The following is a 21,074-nucleotide window of genomic DNA, read 5'->3' as shown; positions in this document are numbered from 1 at the left end:
TGGCAGCACAAATATTGCTAGTTCTGCTACAAACCCTCTGCAAAGGCAGAGGTATCGCTTATCCCGGACAGCAGTGCGCCTTCGCGGGAAGTCGTAGGCGTCGGTGGCGCGTATGACGAGCTAACGGTTAAAATTTGCTCCTGGCAGCACAAATATTGCTAATTCTGCTACAAACCCTCTGCAAAGGCAGAGGTATCGCTTATCCCGGACAGCAGTGCGCGTAGGCGGGGATGACTTTTTTTACGCTAACTAAGCAACATTGCTGCTCAGCCTGCGTTTCGTTCAAGCCCTCAAGCCTTACGGCGACGCATCATCCCCAGTCCCGCCAGCCCCAGTCCCAGCAGCGCGACCGAACCTGGCTCCGGTACGTCGTTGGCCTGCTCCAGCGCCGTGATCTTGGTGGTGAAATAGGCATTGTCGTTCCACTCGGCGTCGCCGGCCCAGATCCAGGTGGCATCCCACGAGGTATCCCACTGCACGCCCCACGGTCCCGCGCCGTTCCAGCCGAGATTGCCCAAGGCACCATAGTTACCGTCGAAGCCGGTATTGTTGCCCTTCCAGTCGGTGGTATTGGTCACCAGGGTCTGGAAACCGTTGGCGAAGCGGTGGCTGCCGCCGTCGAGCGAGAACTGGCCGAGGAAGCCGGCGATGCCGCCTTCGTCGTAGGCGCTGATGTGCAGGTAGTAGTCCTTGCCCTTCTCCAGCTCGACGGTGTTGATGTAGCCGTGGCCCCAGTTGTTACCCGATGCGAATGCGGTGCCGACCTCGCTGTCGCTCGTCGACAGGTAGGCAACAAAGCCATTGTCGACATGCAGGGTGGTGGTCAGGACGCCTGCGGAGGCGGTGGCGCAGGCCAGCAGGGCGGCGGCGGCGAAAGCGTTCAGGATCGTTTTCATAGCATTGATTAAAAGTAATAAGTGATGCAATTCGTTATGCAATTTTAATGCCAGTCAAGATGCTTCTTTACAGATCAAAGGCTTAGGCATGTGAAGATTTCGTGGTGTAAATATTCCCGACAGTAAAATCGACGAAAAATTGATTTTGCACAAATGTTAGCATTCGCTAGAATTGAGCAATCCCAAAGCTGTCAGAATGAGCGAACTTGCGCCCTCGTTCGTCCAGATCGCTCCATTTTTCATAGCGTTTAGCCACCGCCGCCCGTCCCGTCCCGTCACCATTGCCTGCCATGCACATCCATTCGCTCACTGGTGAATTCGTCCACACGGTCGCGGAATCCGCCTTCCTCGACCACCAGCTGGCGCGCACCCGCTCCCTGCTCGGCTTTACCCTGCTGTTCTGCACCTTCTTCTACCTGTGCTTCTTTGTGACCGACGTCGCGGCGCTCGGCCTGGAGGCGGCGCTGGCGGCGACCTTTCCCGCGCGCATGCTGGTAGCGGTAACCGCAGGCAGCTGCGCCTGGCTGGCCTACCGCCGGCCCCTCTCGGTGCGGGCGACCTGGCTGGCCGCCACGCTCGCGGAGGTCGTGGCGCTGGCCAGCTTCATGCATATCGCCGTGCAGCGCCCGCAGGAGTTCCACTGGCACGCCATGTCGCTGGCCATCATGCTGGTGGTGATCTATCTCTACATCCCGAACCGTCTTGCGCATGCGATCGCGCTGGCGGCCTGCGCAACGGGGGTATTTCTGGCGCTGGTGCAGGGCGTCGCGCCGATGTCCTTCGCCGACCTGCTGACCATGGGCCTGCTGCTGGTGCTGGTCAACACCTTCGGCGCCCTGGCGGCGCGCCGCTATAACCATGTGTCGCGCGAAGAATTCCGGCTGCAAGCCGACCTCAAGACGGCGGCCGAGCGCGACCACCTGACCGGCTGCTACAACCGGCGCTACCTGCACGACCACCTGCTCGACGCCGTGCTGTCGCGGGCACGGCGCTTCGGCCGTCCGCTGACGGTGGTGCTGTGCGATATCGACAACTTCAAGCTGATCAACGATAACTTCGGCCACACCAAGGGGGACGAGGTCATCGCCGCGTTCGCCGCGCTGCTGGGGCGCATGACCCGCGAGGGCGTCGACACGGTGGTGCGCTACGGGGGCGAGGAATTCCTCTTGATCGTGCCCGAAACGGGCCTGGAGGGCGGCGATCGCCTGGCCGAGCGGCTCCGCATGGCCTTCGCCGAGGACACCGGCCTGCTTGGCGATAATCCTTTCGGCCTGCGCACCAGCGCCAGCTTCGGCGTGGCCAGCTTCGACTTCGCCAACACGGAGGTGCGCTATACGCTGCCGGACCTGATCTCGGCGGCCGACAAGCTGATGTACGAAGCCAAGCGCAACGGCCGCAACCGGGTCGAGTCGATGGAACTCAAGTAGGACGCCCGTACCCCGGACGTCAGAGCACGCGCCGGAAAGTACGGCGCACCAGCTCGCGGTCGCCGCAATCGAAATGCCACCATTCGGTGTTAATGCCCAGGAAGCCCGCCTGCAGCATGGCTTCGCGCAACAGGCGGCGGTTGGCCACCTGGGTGTCGGTCAGCCGGCCGGCCTGCAGGAAGCCTTCTTCCAGCGCCGGGTGCGACAGGTTGCTCATGTCGTCGAAGCCGGTGCCCATGTCCAGTTCACGCCCCTGGGCATCGAGCAGGGTGATGTCGAGCGCCATGCCAAAGGAATGGATCGAGCCGCGCTCCGGATTGGCCAGGTACATCTGCAGCCCGGTGCCTTCGAGTGCGTCCCATAGCTGCTGCTGCACGCGCTGCGGACGCAGGGCGTCCAGTACCAGCGGGGTCAGGTCGGGACGGCGTGCGCGCAGCCAGGCCACCACCTTCTCGAGCGCCGCGGCGGCCTCGGTGTGCAGCCAGGCGCAGTCGAAGGGCGAATACAGGTCGCGTCCGACGAAGTTGTTGTCCGTGGCGTAGCGCAGGTCGACCTGGATGCCGGCAATGCTGCTCAGGTGACGGAATTCGGAACTGCCGGCGATGTCCTCGCTGGCCACGGAGAGCGTCATGTACAACCTTTTTCGAGACAGGCGCGCGCGGTCGCGCCGATGCAGTTGGCCAGCTCGCGCGCCCCGTGCGAGAGCGGGGAATGGCTGGCGGTGAGCAGGTAGAGGCTGACCGGGATGCTCGGCTCCCACGGCCGCGAGATGACCTTGTCGCGCGCGGCCGAGGCGGCCGTGAACGGATCGAGCACCGCCGAGCCGGCGCCCGCCTCGACCAGCGAGCGGGCGATCTGGTAGGTCTGGACCACGGTATTGAACACCGGGTGCACGCCCGCCGCCTCGCACGAGGCAGTCATCAGTTCGCCCAGCGGGTCGCCGTCATTCAGGCCGATCAGTTCGCCCTTCAGGGCGTCGGCCGCGATCGGCTTGCCGCGCTCTTCCTCGGGCCAGGTGCCGGCGGGCGCCATCACCGTCAATACACCGTGCGCGATCGGCTCGGCCACGATGCCGGGGTGGCGCGGGTCCTGCAGCGACAGCGCCAGGTCGGCTTCGCCCAGGCGCAGCACGTTGACGATCTCGCTGGTGTGGTGGGTGGCCAGCTCGCAGCGGGTCTGCGGGAAGTCGCGCCGCCACTGCGTCATGGCGCCGGGCAGCACGCTCATGGCGATGGTCGGGGTCGACACCAGGCGCACGGTCTCCACCGCGCGGCCCTTGAGGCTGGCGGCCAGGCGGCGGATGCCCTGCAGGTCGCGGTTGAGCTTTTCGGTCTCGGCGAACAGGCGGTGCGCTTCCGGCTTCGGGTACAGCTTGCCGCGCACCCGCTCGAACAGCGGCATGCCCAGCTGCAGTTCGGCGTGCTGGAGCACCTTGGTCACCGCCGGCTGGGAAATGTGGAGAACCTGGGCGGCACCGCTGATGGTGCCGACCTGCATGATGGCGTGGAAAACTTCGATATGACGCAGGCGCATCGCTAATCCTTCAGTGAAAGCTGCCGCGCCGGGCGCGGATTTTTCGAAGGATACAGCGAAAACGCGCGAACGGCGACGGTCACGGCGTCGTTACCGGGGCGGGACCGGCCGGCACGGGAGGCGTCGGCACTGCCGGAACCGGGGCCGTTTCGGGCACGGCGGGCGGCGGCGCGACCGGCGCGGGCGGTACCGGAACGGGCGGCGCGGTCAGTGGCGCAGGAGAAGGCGGCACCGGGGGCACGGGCGGCGCACCCGGCACGGCCGGCGCGGGGGGCACCGGGGGCACCGGCGCGGTCTGGGCCGGGAACACCGGCAGCGGCGCATTCGGCGGCGTGGTCAGCACTTCGAGCAGGGTCGCGGTCTCGGCGTCCGGATTGCCGGTGTAATCCGCTGGGCGGTATTTCATCTGGAAGGCGGCCAGGGTAGTGCGGGTCGCCTCGTCCAGCACGCCGGTCTGGGGCAGCGCGAAGCCGTGCATGGCCAGCTTGCGCTGGAACCAGGCGACGTCCGGCAGGAAGGCGTCGAAGGCCGGGCGCACCAGGGCCACGCGGCCCGCGTCCGGCCACTTCACCAGGCCTTCCTGGGCCAGGCGCTGCCATGGGAACAGCGGGCCCGGGTCCTGCTTGCGCAGCGGCGCGATGTCGCTGTGGCCGAGCACGTTTTCCGGCGCCACGCCGTGGCGCTGCACGATGTCCTTCACCAGGCCCACCAGGGCGTCCACCTGGGGCTGCGGGAAGGGCGCGAACATGCGGCCCTCCGGGGTGTCCTTCCAGCCGGCGTTGACGATCTCGATGCCGATCGAGCTGTTGTTGAGCTGGGTGTAGTTCTTCCAGCTCGAGTTGCCGGCGTGGTAGGCCGAGCGGTTCTCGTCCACCAGGCGGTAGATGACCGGCTGCGGGTCGTCGGTAAGCAGGTAGTGAGCGCTTACCTGCTGCTCGGTCAGGATCTTGATCGAGGCCGGCTTGTCGGCCACGGTGTAGTGCAGCACCAGGAAGCGCACGCGGCTCGACTGGCCCACGGAGTTATACGTGGTGTCGTAGCGCGGGCCGGTGGCGCAGCCGGCCAGCAGGGCCAGGGCGAGTACGGAGATCAGGGTTTTCATGGTGGTCCTGTTTGGTTCTAGTCGATGCTGGTCTAGTCGATGCCGGGCAAGGGCCCGGCGGCCAGGCGCGCGGCGGCGTGGTGGGCGCGCAGGCCGGTCTGGCTGAATGGGGTGTCGGGCGGCAGCAGGGCGCGCATGGTGTCGACGACGACGGGATGCAGCTCGGCCGCGCGGCCGGTCAGGGCCACCGGACGCAAACCGAAGCGGCGCGTCAATGCCAGCGCCAGGCGCGCCAGTTCCTTGCCCGCTTCGCGCAGGATGCTCGCCGCCACCGGGTCGCGCTCGGCCGTGGCGGCCACGGCCAGCGCCAGCTTGCCGACCTCGCCCCGTTCGCTGTGGTAGATGAACTGGCGCGAGTACGACCAGTCGCTGCCGCCGATATGCTGGAACACGGCCTGGGCCATCGGCGAGGCTTCCCAGCTGCCGGGCTGCTCGTCTTCCTTGCGCCAGATGTGGCGCAGGGCCTCGCGCGCGATCCAGAAGCCGCCGCCGCCATCGTCGAGCACCACGCCGCGTCCGCCGGCGCGGTGCAGCTCCCCTTCGGCGTCGATGAAGGCGCCGATCGAGCCGGTGCCGGCGTAGACCAGGTAGCCTTCGCCCGGGCTGAAGCTGGCCAGGTAGGCGATCTCGATGTCGTTGCAGAGCGTGACCGCGTTCGATTCGATGCCGAGGAAGCCGGCCAGCCAGCGCGCCAACTGCTCGCCTTCGCCGCCGAAGCCGGTCATGCCGGCCCGCACGGCCGCCGGGCGGCCATGCTCGAGCACGGCCTGGGCCATGCCGGCAAAGGTGGCGCGCACCGTGCCGCGGCCCTCGCTGCTGGCCATCTGCAGGGCCGAGAGGCCGTCCACCGTGCCTTCGGCCAGGATGTGGCCGCCCGGGGCCGCCAGGGCCCAGCGGGTCTGGGTGCCGCCGGCGTCGATGCCGAGGCCCAGGCCCTCAAGAGCGTGTTGTGCGTGAGTTTGCATGACCGTCAAGTTTACGCTCCCCGCGCGCTGCGGCGCGAATGAATGCTGGCGCTGGCCGCATGAGCCAGGGTTATGCCTTTTATCTTAAGACTTGTTCCAGACCTGCACCCGCGCGCCCTCGACGCCGAGGCGGTCGACGGCGCTGACGAAGACCGCGTCGGCCGCGCCCAGCTTGTCGTCGTCCGGAATGGTCCAGTCCACGGTTGATGCCGGGGCCACGGCGAAGCGCCATTCGTTGCCGTGGCGCGCCCAGATCGCATACAGGGCATTGGCCTTGCCTGCCTTGAGTGTAAGCCGGAGCGCGTTCTTGCGGCGCTCGGCCGCGACCGTCGGGGCGCCAGGTGCGACGCTGGACAGCCAGGGCGTGGCAGGCACCAGCGCCGGGCCGGTGTAGCGGGTGGCGCGCAGCTGGTCGCTGATGCCCTTGCGGTTCTGCATCAGGGCCGCCATGCTGAAGTGGACGTGGCCGCTGGCCGCCGGACGCGCGCGCGTCACGCTGATCTGCTGCAGCACTTCTTCCGGCTGGTAGTCCTTGGTCGGCGCGCCGATACGGCTGGTGAACAGGCCCGGCCACATGTGGCGTCCCTTGCTGTTCTGCGAGATCCAGTAGTCGAGCAATACGTCGTAGGCCTGGCCGGTCTGCGCGATCGGCCAATAGAGCTGGGGCGTGAAGTAGTCGACCCAGCCGTTCTGCAGCCACAGCTCGGCGTCCGCATACAGCTTGTCGTATTGCGAGAAGCCGGTGATGCCGGGCGGGCGGCGGTCCGGGCGGCCCAGGCCGAAGGGGCTGATGCCGAAGCGCACCCAGCTCTTCTCGTGGCGGATGCCCTTGTACATGTTCTCGATCAGGCGGTTGACGTTGTCGCGGCGCCAGGAGGCGCGATCGAGCTTGCCGCCGCTCGCCACATAGCGGTCCCAGGCCGGCTGGTCGGGGAAGTCGAGTTCGGCCTTGCCGGTCTTGCCGTCGAGCGCCGCGGCATTGCCCGCCACCTCGGCCGGCGTGGCCTCGATCGGGTAGGGATAGAAGTAGTCGTCGATGTGCACGCCGTCGATGTCGTAGCGGCGCACCACGTCCATGATCACGTCCAGGGTCTGCTGCGAAGCCGCTTCCTCGGCCGGGTCCATCCACATGAACTTGCCGTAGCGCTTGACCGCCGCCGGCTTGGTGTTGGTGATGTGGTTGGGCGCGGCGGGCGAGCGGGCGCCGTCGTGGCGCGCGCGGTAGGGGTTGAACCAGGCGTGCAGCTCCAGGCCGCGCGCATGCGCTTCGGTCACCCAGAACTTGAGCGGGTCGTACCAGGGCTGGGGCGCCTTGCCCTGGGCGCCGGTGAGGTATTCGGACCAGGGTTCGATCTTGGACGCGTAGATGGCGTCGGCCGAAGGACGCACCTGCAGCACGATGGCGTTCAGGTTGAGCGCCTTGGCGCGGTCGAGGATGGCCAGGGCTTCGGCCTGCTGCTGGGCGGCGCCCAGGTTCTGCCTGCTCGGCCAGTCGATGTTGGCGACGGTCGAGACCCAGGCGGCACGGAATTCGCGCGGGGCCGGCGGCGGCTGCTCGCCGCCGGTGACCACCGGCGCATCGGCCGGCGCAGGGGCAAGGGCGCCCGGCGCCGTGCTGGATGCGGTCGGCTGCGTCGTGCAGGCGGTCAGGAAGCCGCCAAGGGCCAGGGCGCCGGCCACGCCGGCAAGCGCGAACGCGCGTTTCTTCAGGTCAGGCTGCACATCGGCTCCTTATTTTTTTCTATTCTAGACTTTGACGAACCAGCGCTTGCGCCACATGCACCAGGCGATGGCGAACATGCAGGCGTTGAAAGCGATGGCGTATAACAGGGACGTATTCACTGGATCGAGCGGCAGCGCCTCGATGGGCGCGTACAGGCTGCGGCCGAGCGAGCGCCGGCTGCCATCTAGCTGGTCCAGCTTGATAAAGCCAAGCATCTTGGCCACGAAACCGGAGAACGCGAAGATGAACAGCGCGTTCATCCCGTAGATCAGGAAAGGCTTGCTCCACGCGGCGGCGCGCGCACGCAGGGCCGCATGCGGATTGGCGTCCAGCAGCCAGTATGCCGCGCCGAAGGCGAGCAGCGCCCAGCCGCTCATGAGCAGGCAATATGACGGCGTCCACAGGCTTTTATTGATCGGCATGAGCAGGGCGTCCAGGGTCGAGCCCAGGGCCAGGCAGGCCAGGCCGGCCAGCAGCAGCCACACCACCTGCTCGATGCGCGGCAGCGCCGATAGCAGCAGGCGTCCCGCCAGCACGCCGCACAGCTGGCTGCACAGGGCGGGCAAGGTGGACAGCAGGCCTTCCGGGTCCCAGGTCCTGGCCTGTACCCACAGGTGGCCGTCGAGCAGCATGCGGTCGATGTACGCGCCGACGTCCCGGCCCGGCTCGAGCACGCCGGCGCCGATGCCGGGCACCGGAACCAGCAGCTGCAGCGCGCTGTACACGCCCAGCAGCAGGACGATCGCCACCGCTTGGCCACGCCAGCGCAGGTAGACCACGAGCGGCGCCGCCAGCAGGGTGCACAGGGCGATGCGCTGCAGCACGCCCGGAATGCGCACGGTGTCGAGGTCGAAGCGCGGGATCAGGTTGAGGGTGAAACCGATCAGGAAGATGATGGCGGCGCGCACGGCGAGCTTGCGCAGCAGACGCGGTTTGTCGGCGCCGTTCGCGGCCAGGCGGCCGAGCGACAGCGCCATCGCGACGCCGCCGATGAACAGGAAGAAGGGGAAGATGGTGTCGGTGAAGGTCCATCCGTGCCACTTGGCGTGGGCCAGCTGCGGATACAGGTGGCCCCAGTCGCCGGGATTATTCACGAGCACCATCGCGGCGATGGTGAAGCCGCGGAAGGCGTCGAGCGATGTCAGGCGCACGGGTGCGTCGGTCATGTGTACGTGAATAATCGGCGGGTTATTTCTTGCCGAATTCCGGATCGATCCTCACCAGCGCCGCCATGATAAAGGCCGGGATCGTGGCCAGGCAGGTCCAGATGAAGAAGTTCTTGTACCCCAGGTATTCCTGCAGGTCGCCGCTCCACATTCCCGGCACCATCATCCCCAGCGCCATCAGGCCGGTGCAGATCGCGTAATGCGCGGTCTTGTGCGGCCCGTCGGCCACCATGATCATGTACATCATCATCGCGGTGAAGCCGAAACCGTAGCCGAACTGCTCGATCGCCAGGAATACCGACACCGTCGCCAGGTCGGTCGGCTGGGCCTGCGACAGGTAGACGAAGACCAGGTCGGGCAGGTGCACGGCGAACACCATCAGCCACAGGCAGCGCTTCAGGCCGAGGCGCGAGATCAGCCAGCCGCCGGCCAGGCCGCCGCAGGTGAGGGCGATGATGCCGACCGTGCCGTAGGCGATGCCGTACTGCGCGGTGGTCAATCCCAGGCCGCCCTGCTCGACCGGGTCCTTGAGGAAGGGCGCCACCAGCTTGAGCAGCTGCGCCTCGCCCAGGCGGAAGGTCAGGATGAAGCCGAGGATCAGCCAGATGTCGCGCTTGGCGAAGAAGGCGCCGAAGGTACCGAAGAAGTCGCGCAGCGGATTGCTGGTCGAGGGCACGGGCTGGTCGGTGTCGGGCTTGGGCAGCACGAACTGGTGCCAGGCGAAGGCGGCGAAGAACAGGCCGGACATCACGAAGAACACCGCCGACCAGGCCTGGTGCACGTCGCCCAGGGTCACGGCCAGGGTGCCGGCCAGTACCACCAGCGGACCCTGGCAGGCCAGGGTGGCGAGGCGATAGAAGGTCGAGCGCACGCCCACGAAGGCGGCCTGCTGCTGCTGGCGTAAACCCAGCATGTAGAAGCCGTCGGCCGAGATGTCATGGGTGGCGGAGCTGAAGGCCATCACCCACATCACGGCCAGGCTGACCATGAAGAAGGCCGGCAGGTGCAGCACCAGGCCCACCGCCAGCAGCGCGGCGGCCATCGCCAGCTGCAGCAGCACGGTCCAGCGGCGCTTGGTGCCGACCATGTCGACGATGGGCGACCACAGCGGCTTGATCACCCAGGGCAGGTAGAGCAGGCTGGTATAAAAGGCGATGTCGGAGTTCGACACTCCCATGTCCTTGTACATGATGACCGACAGGCCGTTCGCCACCACGTAGGGAATGGCCTGGGCAAAGTAGAGGGAGGGCACCCAGGCCCAGGGGCTGCGCCCGGTGTGATTCGCTTGCGAAGTTTGCATGACTCTTTCGTGTGCCGGGCGGGAGGGCGCGCAGGAAGCCGCGCGCCGCGTATCAGGCGAGCGCCTTGCGCACGCTGCCGTGCGCCGCTTCCAGCAGCGCTTGCGCCTGCTCGACACTGGTTTGTTTGGACAAGGCCACGATCGCGGTCTTGACGTGGAAACCGCACTGCTCCAGCACGGCGCGCGCGGCCGCCTCGTCGGCGCCGGTGGCGAAGGAGGTCAGGCGGATCGCACGCCGCACCAGCTTGGCGTTGGTCGCCTTCAAGTCTACCATCAGGTTGCCGTAGACCTTGTTCAAACGCACCATCAGGGCGCTGGAAAAGGTGTTCAGGGCGATCTTTTGCGAGGTGCCGGCCTTCAGGCGGGTGCTGCCCGAGACCACTTCCGGTCCGGTGTCCAGGGTCACGCCGATCTCGGCCTCGTTCGCCACCGGGGCGTCGGCATTGTTGGCGAAGCCCACCGTCAGTGCGCCGGCGGCCCGTCCCGCCTGCAGCGCGCCCAGCACATAGGGCGTGCCGCCCGAGGCGGCGATGGCCAGCACCACGTCGTCCGGTCCCACGTTCACGCTGCGCAGGTCGGCCGCACCCTGCTCGAAGTCGTCCTCCGCCCCTTCCACCGCGACGAACATGGCGTCGCTGCCGCCGGCCAGCAGGGCCACGGCACGGCCATGCGGCCAGGAGAAGGTCGGGTAGAGCTCGACGCTGTCGAGCACGCCCAGGCGGCCCGAGGTGCCCGCGCCCACGTAGATCAGGCGTCCGCCCGCTTCCATGCGCGGCAGCGCGGCGTCCACGGCCAGCGCGATGCTGGACGCGGCGGCGCGCACCGCGTTGACGGCGTTGAGCTGGTCGTCGACGAAGACATTGACCAGGTCCGGCGTGGCGTACTGGTCGAGGGAGGCATGCGCCTGGGAAGGGGTTTCGGTTTTCAGCATCGCCGTCTCTTGTTCAAATACGCAGTGATCGATAAAACCAGTGTAATACCAATTCGGCAAGCCATCTCATGAAAGAATCGGCTGCCCTCATGCCAAAAGCTTATGTTGCTCTACGGAGCTCCGCCACGAAATCGTAATGGTCGCTGCGGCAGTAGGAATGCGTCAGCTCGACCGGCTCGCCCGATTCCAGGTAGCCGACCCGGGTGATGAACAGCACCGCGCGCCCTTCCGGGATGTCGAGGCGCTCGGCCAGCTCGGGCGGCGCGTTCATGGCGCGGATATGCTGCAGCGCGCGCACCGGCATGTGGCCGGTCTTGGCCAGGTGGGCGTAGAGCGAATTGGTGACGCCTTCGGGACGCGGCAGCACGGTGGCCGGGATCACGCTGATCTCGTAGGCCATCGGCATGTCGTCGGCCAGGCGCAGGCGCTCCAGCCGGGCCACGCGCGTGCCCGGCGACAGGCCGAGCGAGAGCTGCTCGTCGGCGTCGGCCGGCAGCACTTCGCGCCGCAGCCAGTGCGAGCCGGGACGGTAGCCGCGCTGCTGCAGCTGCTCGGAAAAGCTCGACAGGTTCGACAGCGGCTGCTCGATGCGCGGCGCGATGTAGTTGCCGGAACCGCGCCGGCGCACCACCAGGCCCTGGTCCACCAGCTGGTCGATGGCCTTGCGCGCGGTGACGCGCGAGACGTCCAGCTGTTCGGACAGCGTGCGTTCGGAGGGCAGCGCCTGGTCCGCCTGGTAGCGGCCGTCGCGCACGTCCTGCGCAAGCTTGCGCGCCAGCTGCATGTAGAGCGGCGAATTGTCGTCCAGGTTGAGCTGGAATCCGGTGCTGGGGGGTGTCATGGACATGAAACGAGTGTACTGGCTGAGCCGCGCGCTGGATCGGCCCGCGCCATGAAAAAATCTTGTATGCGCATGCGGCGGAGTTATGAGCATACCACTTGGGGCCAATACAAAACGGTTATGCCCCTGCGACGGCTATTCATTTGGCAAGGATTCCGGGCGGTCCGTATGCTCGTCCGGGGTATCACATTGATCAGGAGACAGGAATGAACCAGGGACGGCGTTCGATGCTGGGAATGGTGGTGCTGGGCGCGATGGAACCGCTGTTCGCGGCGCCGCAGGCATCCGGCACATCCTTGCGCGCCCTGGATGCCGAACTGGCCGCCATCGCCGAGGACCCCGCCATGCAGCTCGCCAGCCTGTCGGTGCTGGCGATCCGCGCCGGCCGGCCGGTCTATGAAGCCGCGTTCGGACGGCGTACCATCGGCCCCGACCGTCCCGCCGTCCCAAGCACCCTGTACCGCATCGCCTCGGTCTCCAAGCTGCACACCACGCTGGGCCTGATGCGCCTGGTCGAGGACGGCAAGCTGGACCTGGACGCCGACGTCTCGGGCTACCTCGGCTTCCCGCTGCGTAATCCGCATTTTCCGAAGCAGCCGATCAGCCTGCGCTCGCTGCTGAGCCATACCTCCTCGCTGCGCGACGACGGCGGCTATTCGTGGCCGAACACGACCGCGCTGAAGGACGTGCTGGCGCCGGGCGCGACGGCCATGTGGTCGGCCAAGGCGGCGCCGGGCGAGTACTTCACCTACTGCAACCTCGGCTGGGGCCTCATCGGCACCGTCATGGAACGGGTCAGCGGCGAGCGCTTCAACGCGCTGATGCAGCGCCTGCTGTTCCAGCCGCTCGGCATCGAGACCGCCTATCACCCGTCCGAACTGCCGGCGGCGGCGCTGGCGAACCTGGCCACCCTCTACCGCAAGCGCACCACGGACACCGAAATCTGGAACGCCGCCGGGCCCTGGATCGCCCAGGTCGACGATTACCACGCCAAGCCGCCGGCCAGGCTCGATGGCTACGTCCCTGGCGTCAACGCCACGCCCTACAGCCCGACGGGCGGCCTGCGCATCTCGGCGCGCGGCCTGGGCGTGGTCATGCGCATGCTGATGCAGGATGGAATGCACGGCGGCACCCGGATCCTGAAGCGCGAGACACTGGAACGCATGTTCGCGCGCCAGTGGACCTACGACCCTGCGCATCGCAGTGGCGATGGCAATGGCGCCACGCTGGACGGCTTCTACCAGGCCTGGGGCCTGGGCAACCAGCACTTCCCCGACAAGCCGGGCATGCGCCTGGCCGAAGGCTTCGATGCCGTCGGCCACCTGGGCGACGCCTACGGCCTGCGCTCGGTATTCGCCTTCGACCGTGCGAGCGGCAACGGCATGGTGGTGCTGGTGGGCGGCAGCTCGGCCGCCCCGGAAGCGCAGCAGGGCAGCTACTCGGCCCTGGCGCGCTTCGAGGAGCGCATCCTCACGGCCCTGTACCGCCACGCCATCCTTGGCGCAAACGTCGGCCAACAGAACTGAACGGGCATCCAAATGCGCGCATATATCCCGGTTATGAGCGCTCGCTCAGCATTCATTGGCCTGTGCGCGGCCAAACACCTAAGCTCACTCTCCGGATCTGAAAAAATGAGTGAGAAATGCAGCAAGTAATCGTCATCGGCGGCGGCGTGGTCGGCCTGACTTCCGCCTGGTGGCTGGCCGAGGCGGGCTATGGCGTCACCCTGCTGGAACGCGCGTCCGAGGTGGGCAGCGGCGCCAGCTTCGGCAACGGCGGGCAGCTCAGCTACCGCTACGTCTCGCCCCTGGCCGACGAGGGCGTGCCGCTCAAGGCGCTCCAGTGGCTGTTCCAGGAGCACGGCCCGCTGCGTTTCAAGCCGGAAGCCGACCTGCGCCAAGTGCGCTGGCTGGCGAGCTTCCTGGCCCACTGCCGCGCCGACGTCAACCGCCGCACCACCGCCAAGCTGCTCGAACTGGGTGAGCTGTCGCGCCAGGCCATGAAGCAGCTGGAAGTGGCGGTGCCGCTCGAAGCCTTCGACTGGCGCGATGCCGGCAAGCTGGTGGTGTATCGCTCGCGCGACATTTTCGAGAAAGCCGCCGCCAAGGCCGGCGCCGGCCAGGTCTGGTCGGCCAAGGACTGCGCCGAGCGCGAGCCCTCGCTGGCCGCGGCCGAACCCCTGCTGGCGGGCGGCATCTACAACGCCGGCGAAGCGGTGGCCGACTGCCATGCCTTTTGCCAGGCCCTGGCCGCGCGCCTGCAAGAGCATGCAAACTTCAAGGGCGTCGTGCATGGCGAGGCGCTGCGCCTGCGCTCGGAGAAGGGCCGCATCACGGGCGTGGAGACCGGCAGCGGACTGCTGTCGGCCGACGCCTATGTGCTGGCGGCCGGTATCCAGAGCCGCGACATCTCCGCCAGCGCCGGCATCCGCCTGCCGCTGTATCCGCTCAAGGGCTACAGCCTGACGGCGCCGATCCGCACGGACGATATCGCGCCCGAGATCAGCGTCACCGACTTCGAGCGCAAGGTGCTGTACGCGCGCATCGGCGCCAGGCTGCGCGTGGCGGCCATGGTCGACATGGTGGGCGAGGACCTGCGCCACGATCCCAAGCGGGTCGCCAGCCTGACGCACCTGGTGCGCGAAACCATGCCGCGCGCCGCGGACTACTCGAAGCTGGCGGTGTGGGCCGGCCTGCGCCCGGCGACGCCGAGCAGCGCCCCGATCATCGGCGCCACGCCCTACGACAACCTGTGGCTGAACGTCGGCCACGGCCCGCTCGGTTTCACCTTCGCCTGCGGCACCGCCGCGCTGCTGGCGGGGGCGATGCAGGGCAAGGCGCCGCCGTTCACGCTGGACGGGCTGACCCTGCGCGGCTGACCCTTCGCTTCGGGGACGGGCCTCGGACATTGGCGAAATCGCGGATAATTGCCGCCATGTCTACCCGCCCTGCTTCCTCCGCCTGCCCATGCGGCGGCGCCTCGTTCGACTCCTGCTGCGGTCCCTACCTGTCCGGCGCCGCCCTGCCGCCCACGGCCGAGGCCCTGATGCGCTCGCGCTATACGGCCTACGCGCTCAAGGACGAGCCGTACTTGTTGTCAACCTGGCATCCCAGCACGCGGCCTGCCGAGCCGGTCATCGATGAAAAAGAGCCGATCCGCTGGCTCGGGCTTGAGATAAAATCTGCTTTACGTTTACGTCAACGTAAAGTAAATTTGCCGGACCATCCAGACAGCGACACCGTGGAATTCGTCGCCCGCTTCAAGATCGGCGGACGCGCGCACCGGCTGCACGAAGTCAGCCGCTTCCTGCGCGAGCCCGATCCCGACAGCGGCGCAGCACGCTGGTTCTACCTGGACGGCAGTTTCCCCGAGAAAGAATAACAGCAGAGACAGTGAGGACGGCACATGCCCCAGATCGAGAGCAAACTCAACCCGCGCAGTGAAGATTTCAAGGCGAACGCGGCCGCCATGCAGGCGGTCGTGGACGACCTGCGCGCCAAGGTCGCCCAGATGGCCCAGGGCGGCGGCGAAGCCGCGTCCGCCAAGCACGTCGCCCGCGGCAAGCTGCTGCCGCGCGACCGCGTGCAGATGCTGCTCGACCCGGGTACGCCCTTCCTCGAGTTCTCCCAGCTGGCCGCCTACGAGATGTACGAGGGCGCCGCGCCCGCGGCAGGCATCATCACCGGCATCGGCCGCGTGGCCGGCCAGGAATGCGTGATCGTCTGTAACGACGCCACCGTCAAGGGCGGCACTTATTACCCGATGACGGTGAAAAAACACCTGCGCGCCCAGGAGATCGCCGAGCAGAACAACCTGCCCTGCATCTACCTGGTCGACTCGGGCGGCGCCAACCTGCCGAACCAGGACGACGTGTTCCCGGACCGCGATCACTTCGGCCGCATCTTCTACAACCAGGCGAACATGTCGGCCAAGGGCATCCCGCAGATCGCGGTCGTGATGGGCTCGTGCACCGCCGGCGGCGCCTATGTGCCGGCCATGAGCGACGAGTCGATCATCGTCAAGGAACAGGGCACCATCTTCCTGGGCGGCCCGCCGCTGGTGAAGGCCGCGACCGGCGAAGTCGTCACCGCCGAGGACCTGGGCGGCGGCGACGTCCACACCCGCCTGTCGGGCGTGGCCGACCACCTGGCCCAGGACGACCTGCACGCCCTGTCGCTGGCGCGTAACATCGTCTCGAACCTGAACCGCGGCAAGCCTGCCCAGGGCGTAGTGCGCCCATCGCTTGAGCCCCGCCATGCGCCGGAAGAGCTGTATGGCGTGATTCCGGTGGATACCAGGAAGCCCTTCGACGTGCGCGAAGTGATCGCGCGCGTGGTGGACGGCAGCGAATTCGACGAATTCAAGGCGCGCTACGGCACGACTTTGGTATGCGGCTTCGCCCACATCTACGGCATGAAGGTCGGCATCATCGCCAACAACGGCATCCTGTTCTCGGAGTCGGCGCTGAAAGGCACCCACTTCATCGAACTGTGCTGCCAGCGCAAGATCCCGCTGGTCTTCCTGCAGAACATCACCGGATTCATGGTCGGCCGCAAGTACGAGAACGAAGGCATCGCCCGCAACGGCGCCAAGATGGTGACGGCGGTCGCCACCGCCTCGGTGCCGAAGTTCACCGTGATCATCGGCGGCTCGTTTGGCGCCGGTAACTACGGCATGTGCGGCCGCGCGTTTTCTCCGCGCTTCCTGTGGATGTGGCCGAACGCGCGCATCTCGGTGATGGGCGGCGACCAGGCGGCCTCCGTGCTGGCCACCGTCAAGCGCGACGGCATCGAAGCCAAGGGCGGCCAGTGGTCGGCGGACGAGGAGAACGCCTTCAAGCAGCCGATCAAGGACCAGTACGAGCACCAGGGCCACCCCTACTACGCCTCGGCGCGCCTGTGGGACGACGGCGTGATCGATCCGGCCGATACCCGCATGGTGCTGGGCCTGGGCCTCTCGGCGGCGCTCAACAAGCCGATCGAGGACACGAAGTTCGGCGTGTTCCGCATGTAAGGAGGAGATGAACATGGACTATCAGACCCTCACCGTCTCCATCGCGGACAAGCTGGCCACCGTCACCCTGAACCGCCCCGAGCTGCGCAACGCCTTCAACGAGCACGCCATCGCCGAACTGGCGCTGGTGTTCGATGAACTGGGCCGCAACGAACTGGTGCGCGCCATCGTCCTGGCGGCCAACGGCCCGGCTTTCTGCGCCGGCGCGGACCTGAACTGGATGAAGAAGATGGCCGGCTACTCGCACAGCGAGAACCAGGAAGACGCCGCGCGCCTGGCCGACATGCTGCGCACCATCTACCTGTGCCCGAAGCCGACCGTGGCCAAGGTCCAGGGCGACTGCTACGCCGGCGGCATGGGCCTGGTGGCGGCCTGCGACATCGTGGTTGCCGCCGACACCGTGGGCTTCTGCCTGTCCGAGGTGAGGCTGGGCCTGATCCCGGCCACCATCTCGCCCTACGTCATCAAGGCCATGGGCGAGCAGGCCGCGCGCCGCTACTTCCTGACCGCCGAGCGCTTCGACGCCGTCGAGGCGCGCCGCATCGGCTTCGCCCATGAAGTGGTGAGCGCGGATGAACTGGACGCCACCGTGGCCGGCATCGTAAAGAACCTGGTCAACAACAGCCCGAACGCCGTCATGGAAGCCAAGAAGCTGGTGCGCGAGGTCGTCGGCGAGCCCGTCACCGACGCGCTGCTGGCGGACACCGCCACCCGCATCGCCGCCATCCGCGCCTCGATGGAAGGGCGCGAGGGCGTCGCTTCCTTCCTCGAGAAACGTAAGCCTTCCTGGCTCAACTGACGTACTGGAAAAGAACCGTGAAGCACCCTACCTCCTCCGACTGGATCGCACGCAGCCTGCGCAGCGTGTGGCACCCCTGCACGCAAATGCAGCACCATGAGGAGGTGCCCCTGATCGCCGTCAGCCATGGCAAGGGCCCCTGGCTCTACGACCATGAAGGCCGCCGCTACCTGGACGGCATCAGTTCCTGGTGGGTCAACCTGTTCGGCCATGCCAACCCGCGCATCAACGCGGCCCTGAAGGACCAGCTCGACCGCCTGGAGCACGCCATGCTGGCCGGCTTCACCCACGAGCCGGTGATCGAACTGTCGGAACGCCTGGCCGCGCTGACCGGCCATGCGCTGGGCCACGCCTTCTACGCCTCGGACGGCGCGTCCGCGGTCGAGATCGCGATGAAGATGAGCTTCCACGCCTGGCGCAACGCGGGCCACACGGCCAAGCAGGAATTCGTCTGCCTGCAGGGCAGCTACCATGGCGAGACCATCGGCGCCCTCAGCGTCACCGACGTTCCCCTGTTCAAGGACGCCTACGGCCCGCTGCTGCGCGCTTCCCATGTGGTCTCGGCGCCGGATGCGCGCAATGCCATCGAAGGCGAATCCGCCCAGGACGTGGCGCGCCGCGCCATCAAGGAAGTCCGGCAACTGTTCGAGGAGCGCGGCGACAGGATCGCCGCCATCATCGTCGAGCCGCTGGTGCAGTGCGCGACCGGCATGGCGATGTACGACCCGCTCTACCTGGAACTGCTGCGCGAGCTGTGCGACCAGCACCGCGTGCACCTGATCGCCGACGAGATCGCCGTCGGCTGCGGCCGCACCGGCACCTTCTTCGCCTGCGAACAGGCGGCGATCTGGCCGGACTTCCTGTGCTTGTCGAAAGGCATCAGCGGCGGCTACCTGCCGCTCTCGCTGGTGCTGACCCGCGACGAAATCTACCAGGCCTTCTACAGCCACGACATCACGCGCGGCTTCCTGCACTCGCACTCCTACACCGGTAATCCGCTGGCCTGCCGCGCGGCCCTGGCCACGCTCGACATCTTCGAGGAAGACGATGTCCTGAACCGCAACCGCGAGCTGGCCACCAAGCTGACCGTGGCCCTGGCGCCACTGGCCGAGCACGAGCGCGCACGCCACTTCCGCCAGCGCGGCATGATCTTCGCGTTCGACGCCGTAGAGCCGGACAAGGACCGCGCCTCGACCTTTTCGCGCCGCTTCTTCAGCACCGCGGTGGAGAACGAACTGCTGCTGCGCCCCATCGGCCGCACCGTCTACCTGATGCCGCCCTATGTGCTGGACGACGAGGACGTCGCCGGCCTGGCCGCGCGCACGCAGAAGGTGTTCGAATCCGTGATCGCGTCATGAACCTGATCCAGCATATCGACCGCAAGCTAGAAGCGCTGGCCGCCCAGAGCCTGGTGCGCCGCCTGCGCGTGGCCGACAGCGCCTGCGCGCCCAACCAGGTCGTGGACGGCCGCGCCATGCTGGGTTTCTGCAGCAACGACTACCTGGGCCTGGCCGCCCACCCGCAGGTGATCGAGGCGCTGCGCGAAGGCGCCTTGCTGTACGGCGCGGGAAGCGGCGCCTCGCACCTGGTCAGCGGCCATAGCCGCGCCCACGCGCTGCTGGAAGAGCGCCTGGCCGAATGGCTGACTCCCTGGCTGGAACAAGCGCGCGCTCTCTACCTGTGCACCGGCTACATGGCGAACCTGGCGATCCTGACCGCGCTGGGCGCGGACGCCGACGCCATGATCTTCTCGGAAGCGCTGAACCACGCCTCGCTGATCGACGGCGCGCGCCTGGCCAAGGCGGGCGTGAGCGTCTACCCGCACGGCGATGCCGAGGCGCTGGAGCGCCAGCTCGCCGCCAGCGATGCGGGCACGAAAATCGTGGTCACCGACAGCGTGTTCAGCATGGACGGCAACCTGGCCCCGCTGCCGCAACTGCTGGCCGCCTGCGAGCGCCACGGCGCCTGGCTGGTGGTGGACGACGCCCACGGCTTCGGCGTACTGGGAGACCAAGGCCGCGGCGCGTTGGAGCATTTCAAGCTGCGCTCGCCCAACCTGGTCTACATGGGCACCCTGGGCAAGGCGGCCGGCGTCGGCGGCGCCTTCATCGCTGCGCATGCCAGCGTGATCGAACTGCTGGTGCAGCGCTCCCGCCCCTACATCTACACCACCGCCGCGCCCCCTGCCCTGGCCCACGCCCTGCTTGCCAGCCTTGATATCATAGGCGGCCCGGAAGGCCATGAACGCCGCACCCGCCTGGGCGCGCTGGTCGAACACCTGCGCGACGCCCTGCGCCTGCGGCGCTGGCAGCTGATGCCGTCCGCCACGGCGATCCAGCCGGTCGTCATCGGCGCCAACGACGATGCGCTGCGCGCTTCCAGCGCCCTGCACGAGCAGGGCCTGTGGGTGCCGGCGATCCGCCCGCCGACCGTGGCGCCGGGCACCGCGCGCCTGCGCGTGACCCTGAGCGCGGCGCACAGCCACGACGAGGTCGCACGGCTGGCGCGCGCGCTCAACGAACTGGAAAGAGCCGCGACATGAAGAACCTGAACGAACCGGACATGCCGGTGGTGGCGCCGCAAGCCGCCATCAAGCCGCTCCCGCGCATGCCCGCCCCTGAACCGCAACCGCAACCGGAACTGCGCGCCAGCGAAGGCAAGCCGCCGCGTTTCTGCTGCTTCGTCACCGGCACCGACACCGAGATCGGCAAGACCCTGGTGTCCAGCGCGATCCTGCACAAGCTGGTGAAAAGCGGCCGCCGCGCCTGCGGCATGAAGCCGGTCGCCGCCGGCGCCGAGATAGTGGACGGCGAGCTGCACAACGAGGACGCCGACATGCTGGCCGCCGCCGGCAACGTGCACCTGCCGTCCTCGATCACCACGCCCTATATGCTGCGCGAACCGGCGGCGCCCCACATCGCCGCCGCGCTGGAAGGCGTGACCATCGAACCGGTGCCGATCATCGCCGCCTATGCCGAGATCCTGGCCGCCTCCGACGCGGTGGTGGTCGAAGGGGTGGGGGGCTTCCGCGTGCCCTTCAACGACGACTTCGACAGCGCCGACCTGGCCGCCCAGCTCAACCTGCCGGTGATCCTGGTGGTGGGCCTGCGCCTGGGCTGCATCAGCCACGCATTGCTTACTGTCGAAGCGATCGTGGCGCGCGGCCTGGTGCTGGCCGGCTGGGTCGCCAATACGGCCGACGCCGACATGCGCTTCATGCAAGAAAACATCGACGCGCTGGCACAGCGCATCCCGGCCCCGATGCTGGGCCACGTGCCGCGCCTGGAACAACCCACGGCCGCCGCGGCGGCCGAGTACATCGACCTCGCAGGGCTGCCGGGATGGCCGTCCGCGCGGGTCCAGACCTAGAAGGAATCT

The 21,074-nt window shown here is 67.5% G+C and carries 18 protein-coding genes and 1 pseudogene; 9 read left to right on the top strand and 10 right to left on the bottom strand.

The window, feature by feature from the left end:
- Window positions 1–290 precede the first annotated feature (290 nt).
- Entirely contained in the window at window positions 291–896 is a 606-nt protein-coding gene (locus tag V7778_RS18730) for a PEP-CTERM sorting domain-containing protein (protein ID WP_335558018.1), read from the bottom strand.
- Between the two features lie 290 nt (window positions 897–1,186).
- Between V7778_RS18730 and V7778_RS18725 the strand changes: the two genes are divergently transcribed.
- Complete coding sequence (locus V7778_RS18725; protein ID WP_335558016.1) at window positions 1,187–2,323, top strand: GGDEF domain-containing protein; 1,137 nt, start codon at window positions 1,187–1,189, stop codon at window positions 2,321–2,323.
- A gap of 19 nt (window positions 2,324–2,342) precedes the next feature.
- On the opposite strand, the gene V7778_RS18720 is transcribed toward V7778_RS18725, so the two are convergent.
- From V7778_RS18720 to V7778_RS18680, 9 genes and pseudogenes are all read right to left on the bottom strand, one after another.
- Entirely contained in the window at window positions 2,343–2,954 is a 612-nt protein-coding gene (locus tag V7778_RS18720) for a M15 family metallopeptidase (RefSeq protein WP_335558014.1), read from the bottom strand.
- Window positions 2,951–3,856 (bottom strand): LysR family transcriptional regulator, encoded by a 906-nt coding sequence (locus V7778_RS18715; protein ID WP_211522205.1) that lies wholly within the window; start codon window positions 3,854–3,856, stop codon window positions 2,951–2,953. The genes V7778_RS18720 and V7778_RS18715 overlap by 4 nt, the downstream gene beginning before the upstream one ends.
- 334 nt (window positions 3,857–4,190) lie before the next feature.
- A pseudogene (locus V7778_RS18710) lies at window positions 4,191–4,958 on the bottom strand (N-acetylmuramoyl-L-alanine amidase); the annotation flags it as partial.
- A 32-nt stretch (window positions 4,959–4,990) separates the two neighbouring features.
- Window positions 4,991–5,923, bottom strand: a complete 933-nt coding sequence (locus tag V7778_RS18705) for an N-acetylglucosamine kinase (RefSeq protein ID WP_335558011.1) — start codon at window positions 5,921–5,923, stop codon at window positions 4,991–4,993.
- An 84-nt stretch (window positions 5,924–6,007) separates the two neighbouring features.
- Window positions 6,008–7,645, bottom strand: coding sequence for a glycoside hydrolase family 10 protein (locus V7778_RS18700; protein WP_335558009.1), 1,638 nt, complete (start codon window positions 7,643–7,645; stop codon window positions 6,008–6,010).
- A gap of 24 nt (window positions 7,646–7,669) precedes the next feature.
- Window positions 7,670–8,812, bottom strand: a complete 1,143-nt coding sequence (locus V7778_RS18695; RefSeq protein ID WP_335558007.1) for an acyltransferase family protein — start codon at window positions 8,810–8,812, stop codon at window positions 7,670–7,672.
- 22 nt (window positions 8,813–8,834) lie between these two features.
- Window positions 8,835–10,112 (bottom strand): MFS transporter, encoded by a 1,278-nt coding sequence (locus V7778_RS18690; protein WP_335558005.1) that lies wholly within the window; start codon window positions 10,110–10,112, stop codon window positions 8,835–8,837.
- A 52-nt stretch (window positions 10,113–10,164) separates the two neighbouring features.
- On the bottom strand, window positions 10,165–11,043 hold the full coding sequence (gene murQ, locus V7778_RS18685) for an N-acetylmuramic acid 6-phosphate etherase (RefSeq protein WP_335558004.1): 879 nt from the start codon (window positions 11,041–11,043) through the stop codon (window positions 10,165–10,167).
- 100 nt (window positions 11,044–11,143) lie between these two features.
- On the bottom strand, window positions 11,144–11,884 hold the full coding sequence (locus tag V7778_RS18680) for a GntR family transcriptional regulator (RefSeq protein WP_335558022.1): 741 nt from the start codon (window positions 11,882–11,884) through the stop codon (window positions 11,144–11,146).
- A 206-nt stretch (window positions 11,885–12,090) separates the two neighbouring features.
- Between V7778_RS18680 and V7778_RS18675 the strand changes: the two genes are divergently transcribed.
- The 8 genes from V7778_RS18675 (at window position 12,091) to bioD (ending at window position 21,065) form a co-directional block, all read left to right on the top strand.
- A complete protein-coding gene (locus V7778_RS18675; protein WP_335558002.1) occupies window positions 12,091–13,410 on the top strand; it encodes a serine hydrolase domain-containing protein in 1,320 nt (439 codons plus the stop codon).
- A gap of 116 nt (window positions 13,411–13,526) precedes the next feature.
- Complete coding sequence (locus tag V7778_RS18670) at window positions 13,527–14,762, top strand: D-amino acid dehydrogenase (protein ID WP_335558000.1); 1,236 nt, start codon at window positions 13,527–13,529, stop codon at window positions 14,760–14,762.
- A gap of 56 nt (window positions 14,763–14,818) precedes the next feature.
- Entirely contained in the window at window positions 14,819–15,265 is a 447-nt protein-coding gene (locus V7778_RS18665) for a YchJ family protein (RefSeq protein WP_335557998.1), read from the top strand.
- A 24-nt stretch (window positions 15,266–15,289) separates the two neighbouring features.
- Window positions 15,290–16,897 carry a carboxyl transferase domain-containing protein gene (locus V7778_RS18660; protein ID WP_335557996.1) on the top strand — a complete coding sequence of 536 codons (1,608 nt, stop codon included), beginning with the start codon at window positions 15,290–15,292 and terminating at the stop codon, window positions 16,895–16,897.
- 13 nt (window positions 16,898–16,910) lie between these two features.
- Window positions 16,911–17,696, top strand: a complete 786-nt coding sequence (locus V7778_RS18655) for an enoyl-CoA hydratase/isomerase family protein (protein ID WP_335557995.1) — start codon at window positions 16,911–16,913, stop codon at window positions 17,694–17,696.
- A gap of 17 nt (window positions 17,697–17,713) precedes the next feature.
- Window positions 17,714–19,054 carry an adenosylmethionine--8-amino-7-oxononanoate transaminase gene (gene bioA / locus V7778_RS18650; RefSeq protein WP_335557993.1) on the top strand — a complete coding sequence of 447 codons (1,341 nt, stop codon included), beginning with the start codon at window positions 17,714–17,716 and terminating at the stop codon, window positions 19,052–19,054.
- Window positions 19,051–20,238, top strand: coding sequence for an 8-amino-7-oxononanoate synthase (gene bioF, locus V7778_RS18645; protein ID WP_335557991.1), 1,188 nt, complete (start codon window positions 19,051–19,053; stop codon window positions 20,236–20,238). The genes bioA and bioF overlap by 4 nt, the downstream gene beginning before the upstream one ends.
- Window positions 20,235–21,065, top strand: a complete 831-nt coding sequence (gene bioD / locus V7778_RS18640; protein ID WP_335557989.1) for a dethiobiotin synthase — start codon at window positions 20,235–20,237, stop codon at window positions 21,063–21,065. Before bioF ends, bioD begins: the two co-directional genes overlap by 4 nt.
- Window positions 21,066–21,074: the final 9 nt, after the last annotated feature.

It is taken from the genome of Massilia sp. DD77 (genome assembly GCF_036961685.1).
In the GTDB taxonomy this organism is placed as follows: Bacteria; Pseudomonadota; Gammaproteobacteria; order Burkholderiales; family Burkholderiaceae_D; genus Telluria.
Note: the sequence above shows the minus strand (reverse complement) of the source record. Positions and strands in the feature narration are given on the sequence as shown.

Excerpts from the sequence above, each read along its gene's own strand:
- V7778_RS18730 (WP_335558018.1), bottom strand. The coding sequence starts at position 896 with ATGAAAACGATCCTGAACGCTTTCGCCGCCGCCGCCCTGCTGGCCTGC.
- V7778_RS18725 (WP_335558016.1), top strand. The coding sequence starts at position 1,187 with ATGCACATCCATTCGCTCACTGGTGAATTCGTCCACACGGTCGCGGAA.
- V7778_RS18720 (WP_335558014.1), bottom strand. The coding sequence starts at position 2,954 with ATGACGCTCTCCGTGGCCAGCGAGGACATCGCCGGCAGTTCCGAATTC.
- V7778_RS18715 (WP_211522205.1), bottom strand. The coding sequence starts at position 3,856 with ATGCGCCTGCGTCATATCGAAGTTTTCCACGCCATCATGCAGGTCGGC.
- V7778_RS18705 (WP_335558011.1), bottom strand. The coding sequence starts at position 5,923 with ATGCAAACTCACGCACAACACGCTCTTGAGGGCCTGGGCCTCGGCATC.
- V7778_RS18695 (WP_335558007.1), bottom strand. The coding sequence starts at position 8,812 with ATGACCGACGCACCCGTGCGCCTGACATCGCTCGACGCCTTCCGCGGC.
- V7778_RS18690 (WP_335558005.1), bottom strand. The coding sequence starts at position 10,112 with ATGCAAACTTCGCAAGCGAATCACACCGGGCGCAGCCCCTGGGCCTGG.
- murQ (WP_335558004.1), bottom strand. The coding sequence starts at position 11,043 with ATGCTGAAAACCGAAACCCCTTCCCAGGCGCATGCCTCCCTCGACCAG.
- V7778_RS18680 (WP_335558022.1), bottom strand. The coding sequence starts at position 11,884 with ATGACACCCCCCAGCACCGGATTCCAGCTCAACCTGGACGACAATTCG.
- V7778_RS18675 (WP_335558002.1), top strand. The coding sequence starts at position 12,091 with ATGAACCAGGGACGGCGTTCGATGCTGGGAATGGTGGTGCTGGGCGCG.
- V7778_RS18670 (WP_335558000.1), top strand. The coding sequence starts at position 13,527 with ATGCAGCAAGTAATCGTCATCGGCGGCGGCGTGGTCGGCCTGACTTCC.
- V7778_RS18665 (WP_335557998.1), top strand. The coding sequence starts at position 14,819 with ATGTCTACCCGCCCTGCTTCCTCCGCCTGCCCATGCGGCGGCGCCTCG.
- V7778_RS18660 (WP_335557996.1), top strand. The coding sequence starts at position 15,290 with ATGCCCCAGATCGAGAGCAAACTCAACCCGCGCAGTGAAGATTTCAAG.
- V7778_RS18655 (WP_335557995.1), top strand. The coding sequence starts at position 16,911 with ATGGACTATCAGACCCTCACCGTCTCCATCGCGGACAAGCTGGCCACC.
- bioF (WP_335557991.1), top strand. The coding sequence starts at position 19,051 with ATGAACCTGATCCAGCATATCGACCGCAAGCTAGAAGCGCTGGCCGCC.
- bioD (WP_335557989.1), top strand. The coding sequence starts at position 20,235 with ATGAAGAACCTGAACGAACCGGACATGCCGGTGGTGGCGCCGCAAGCC.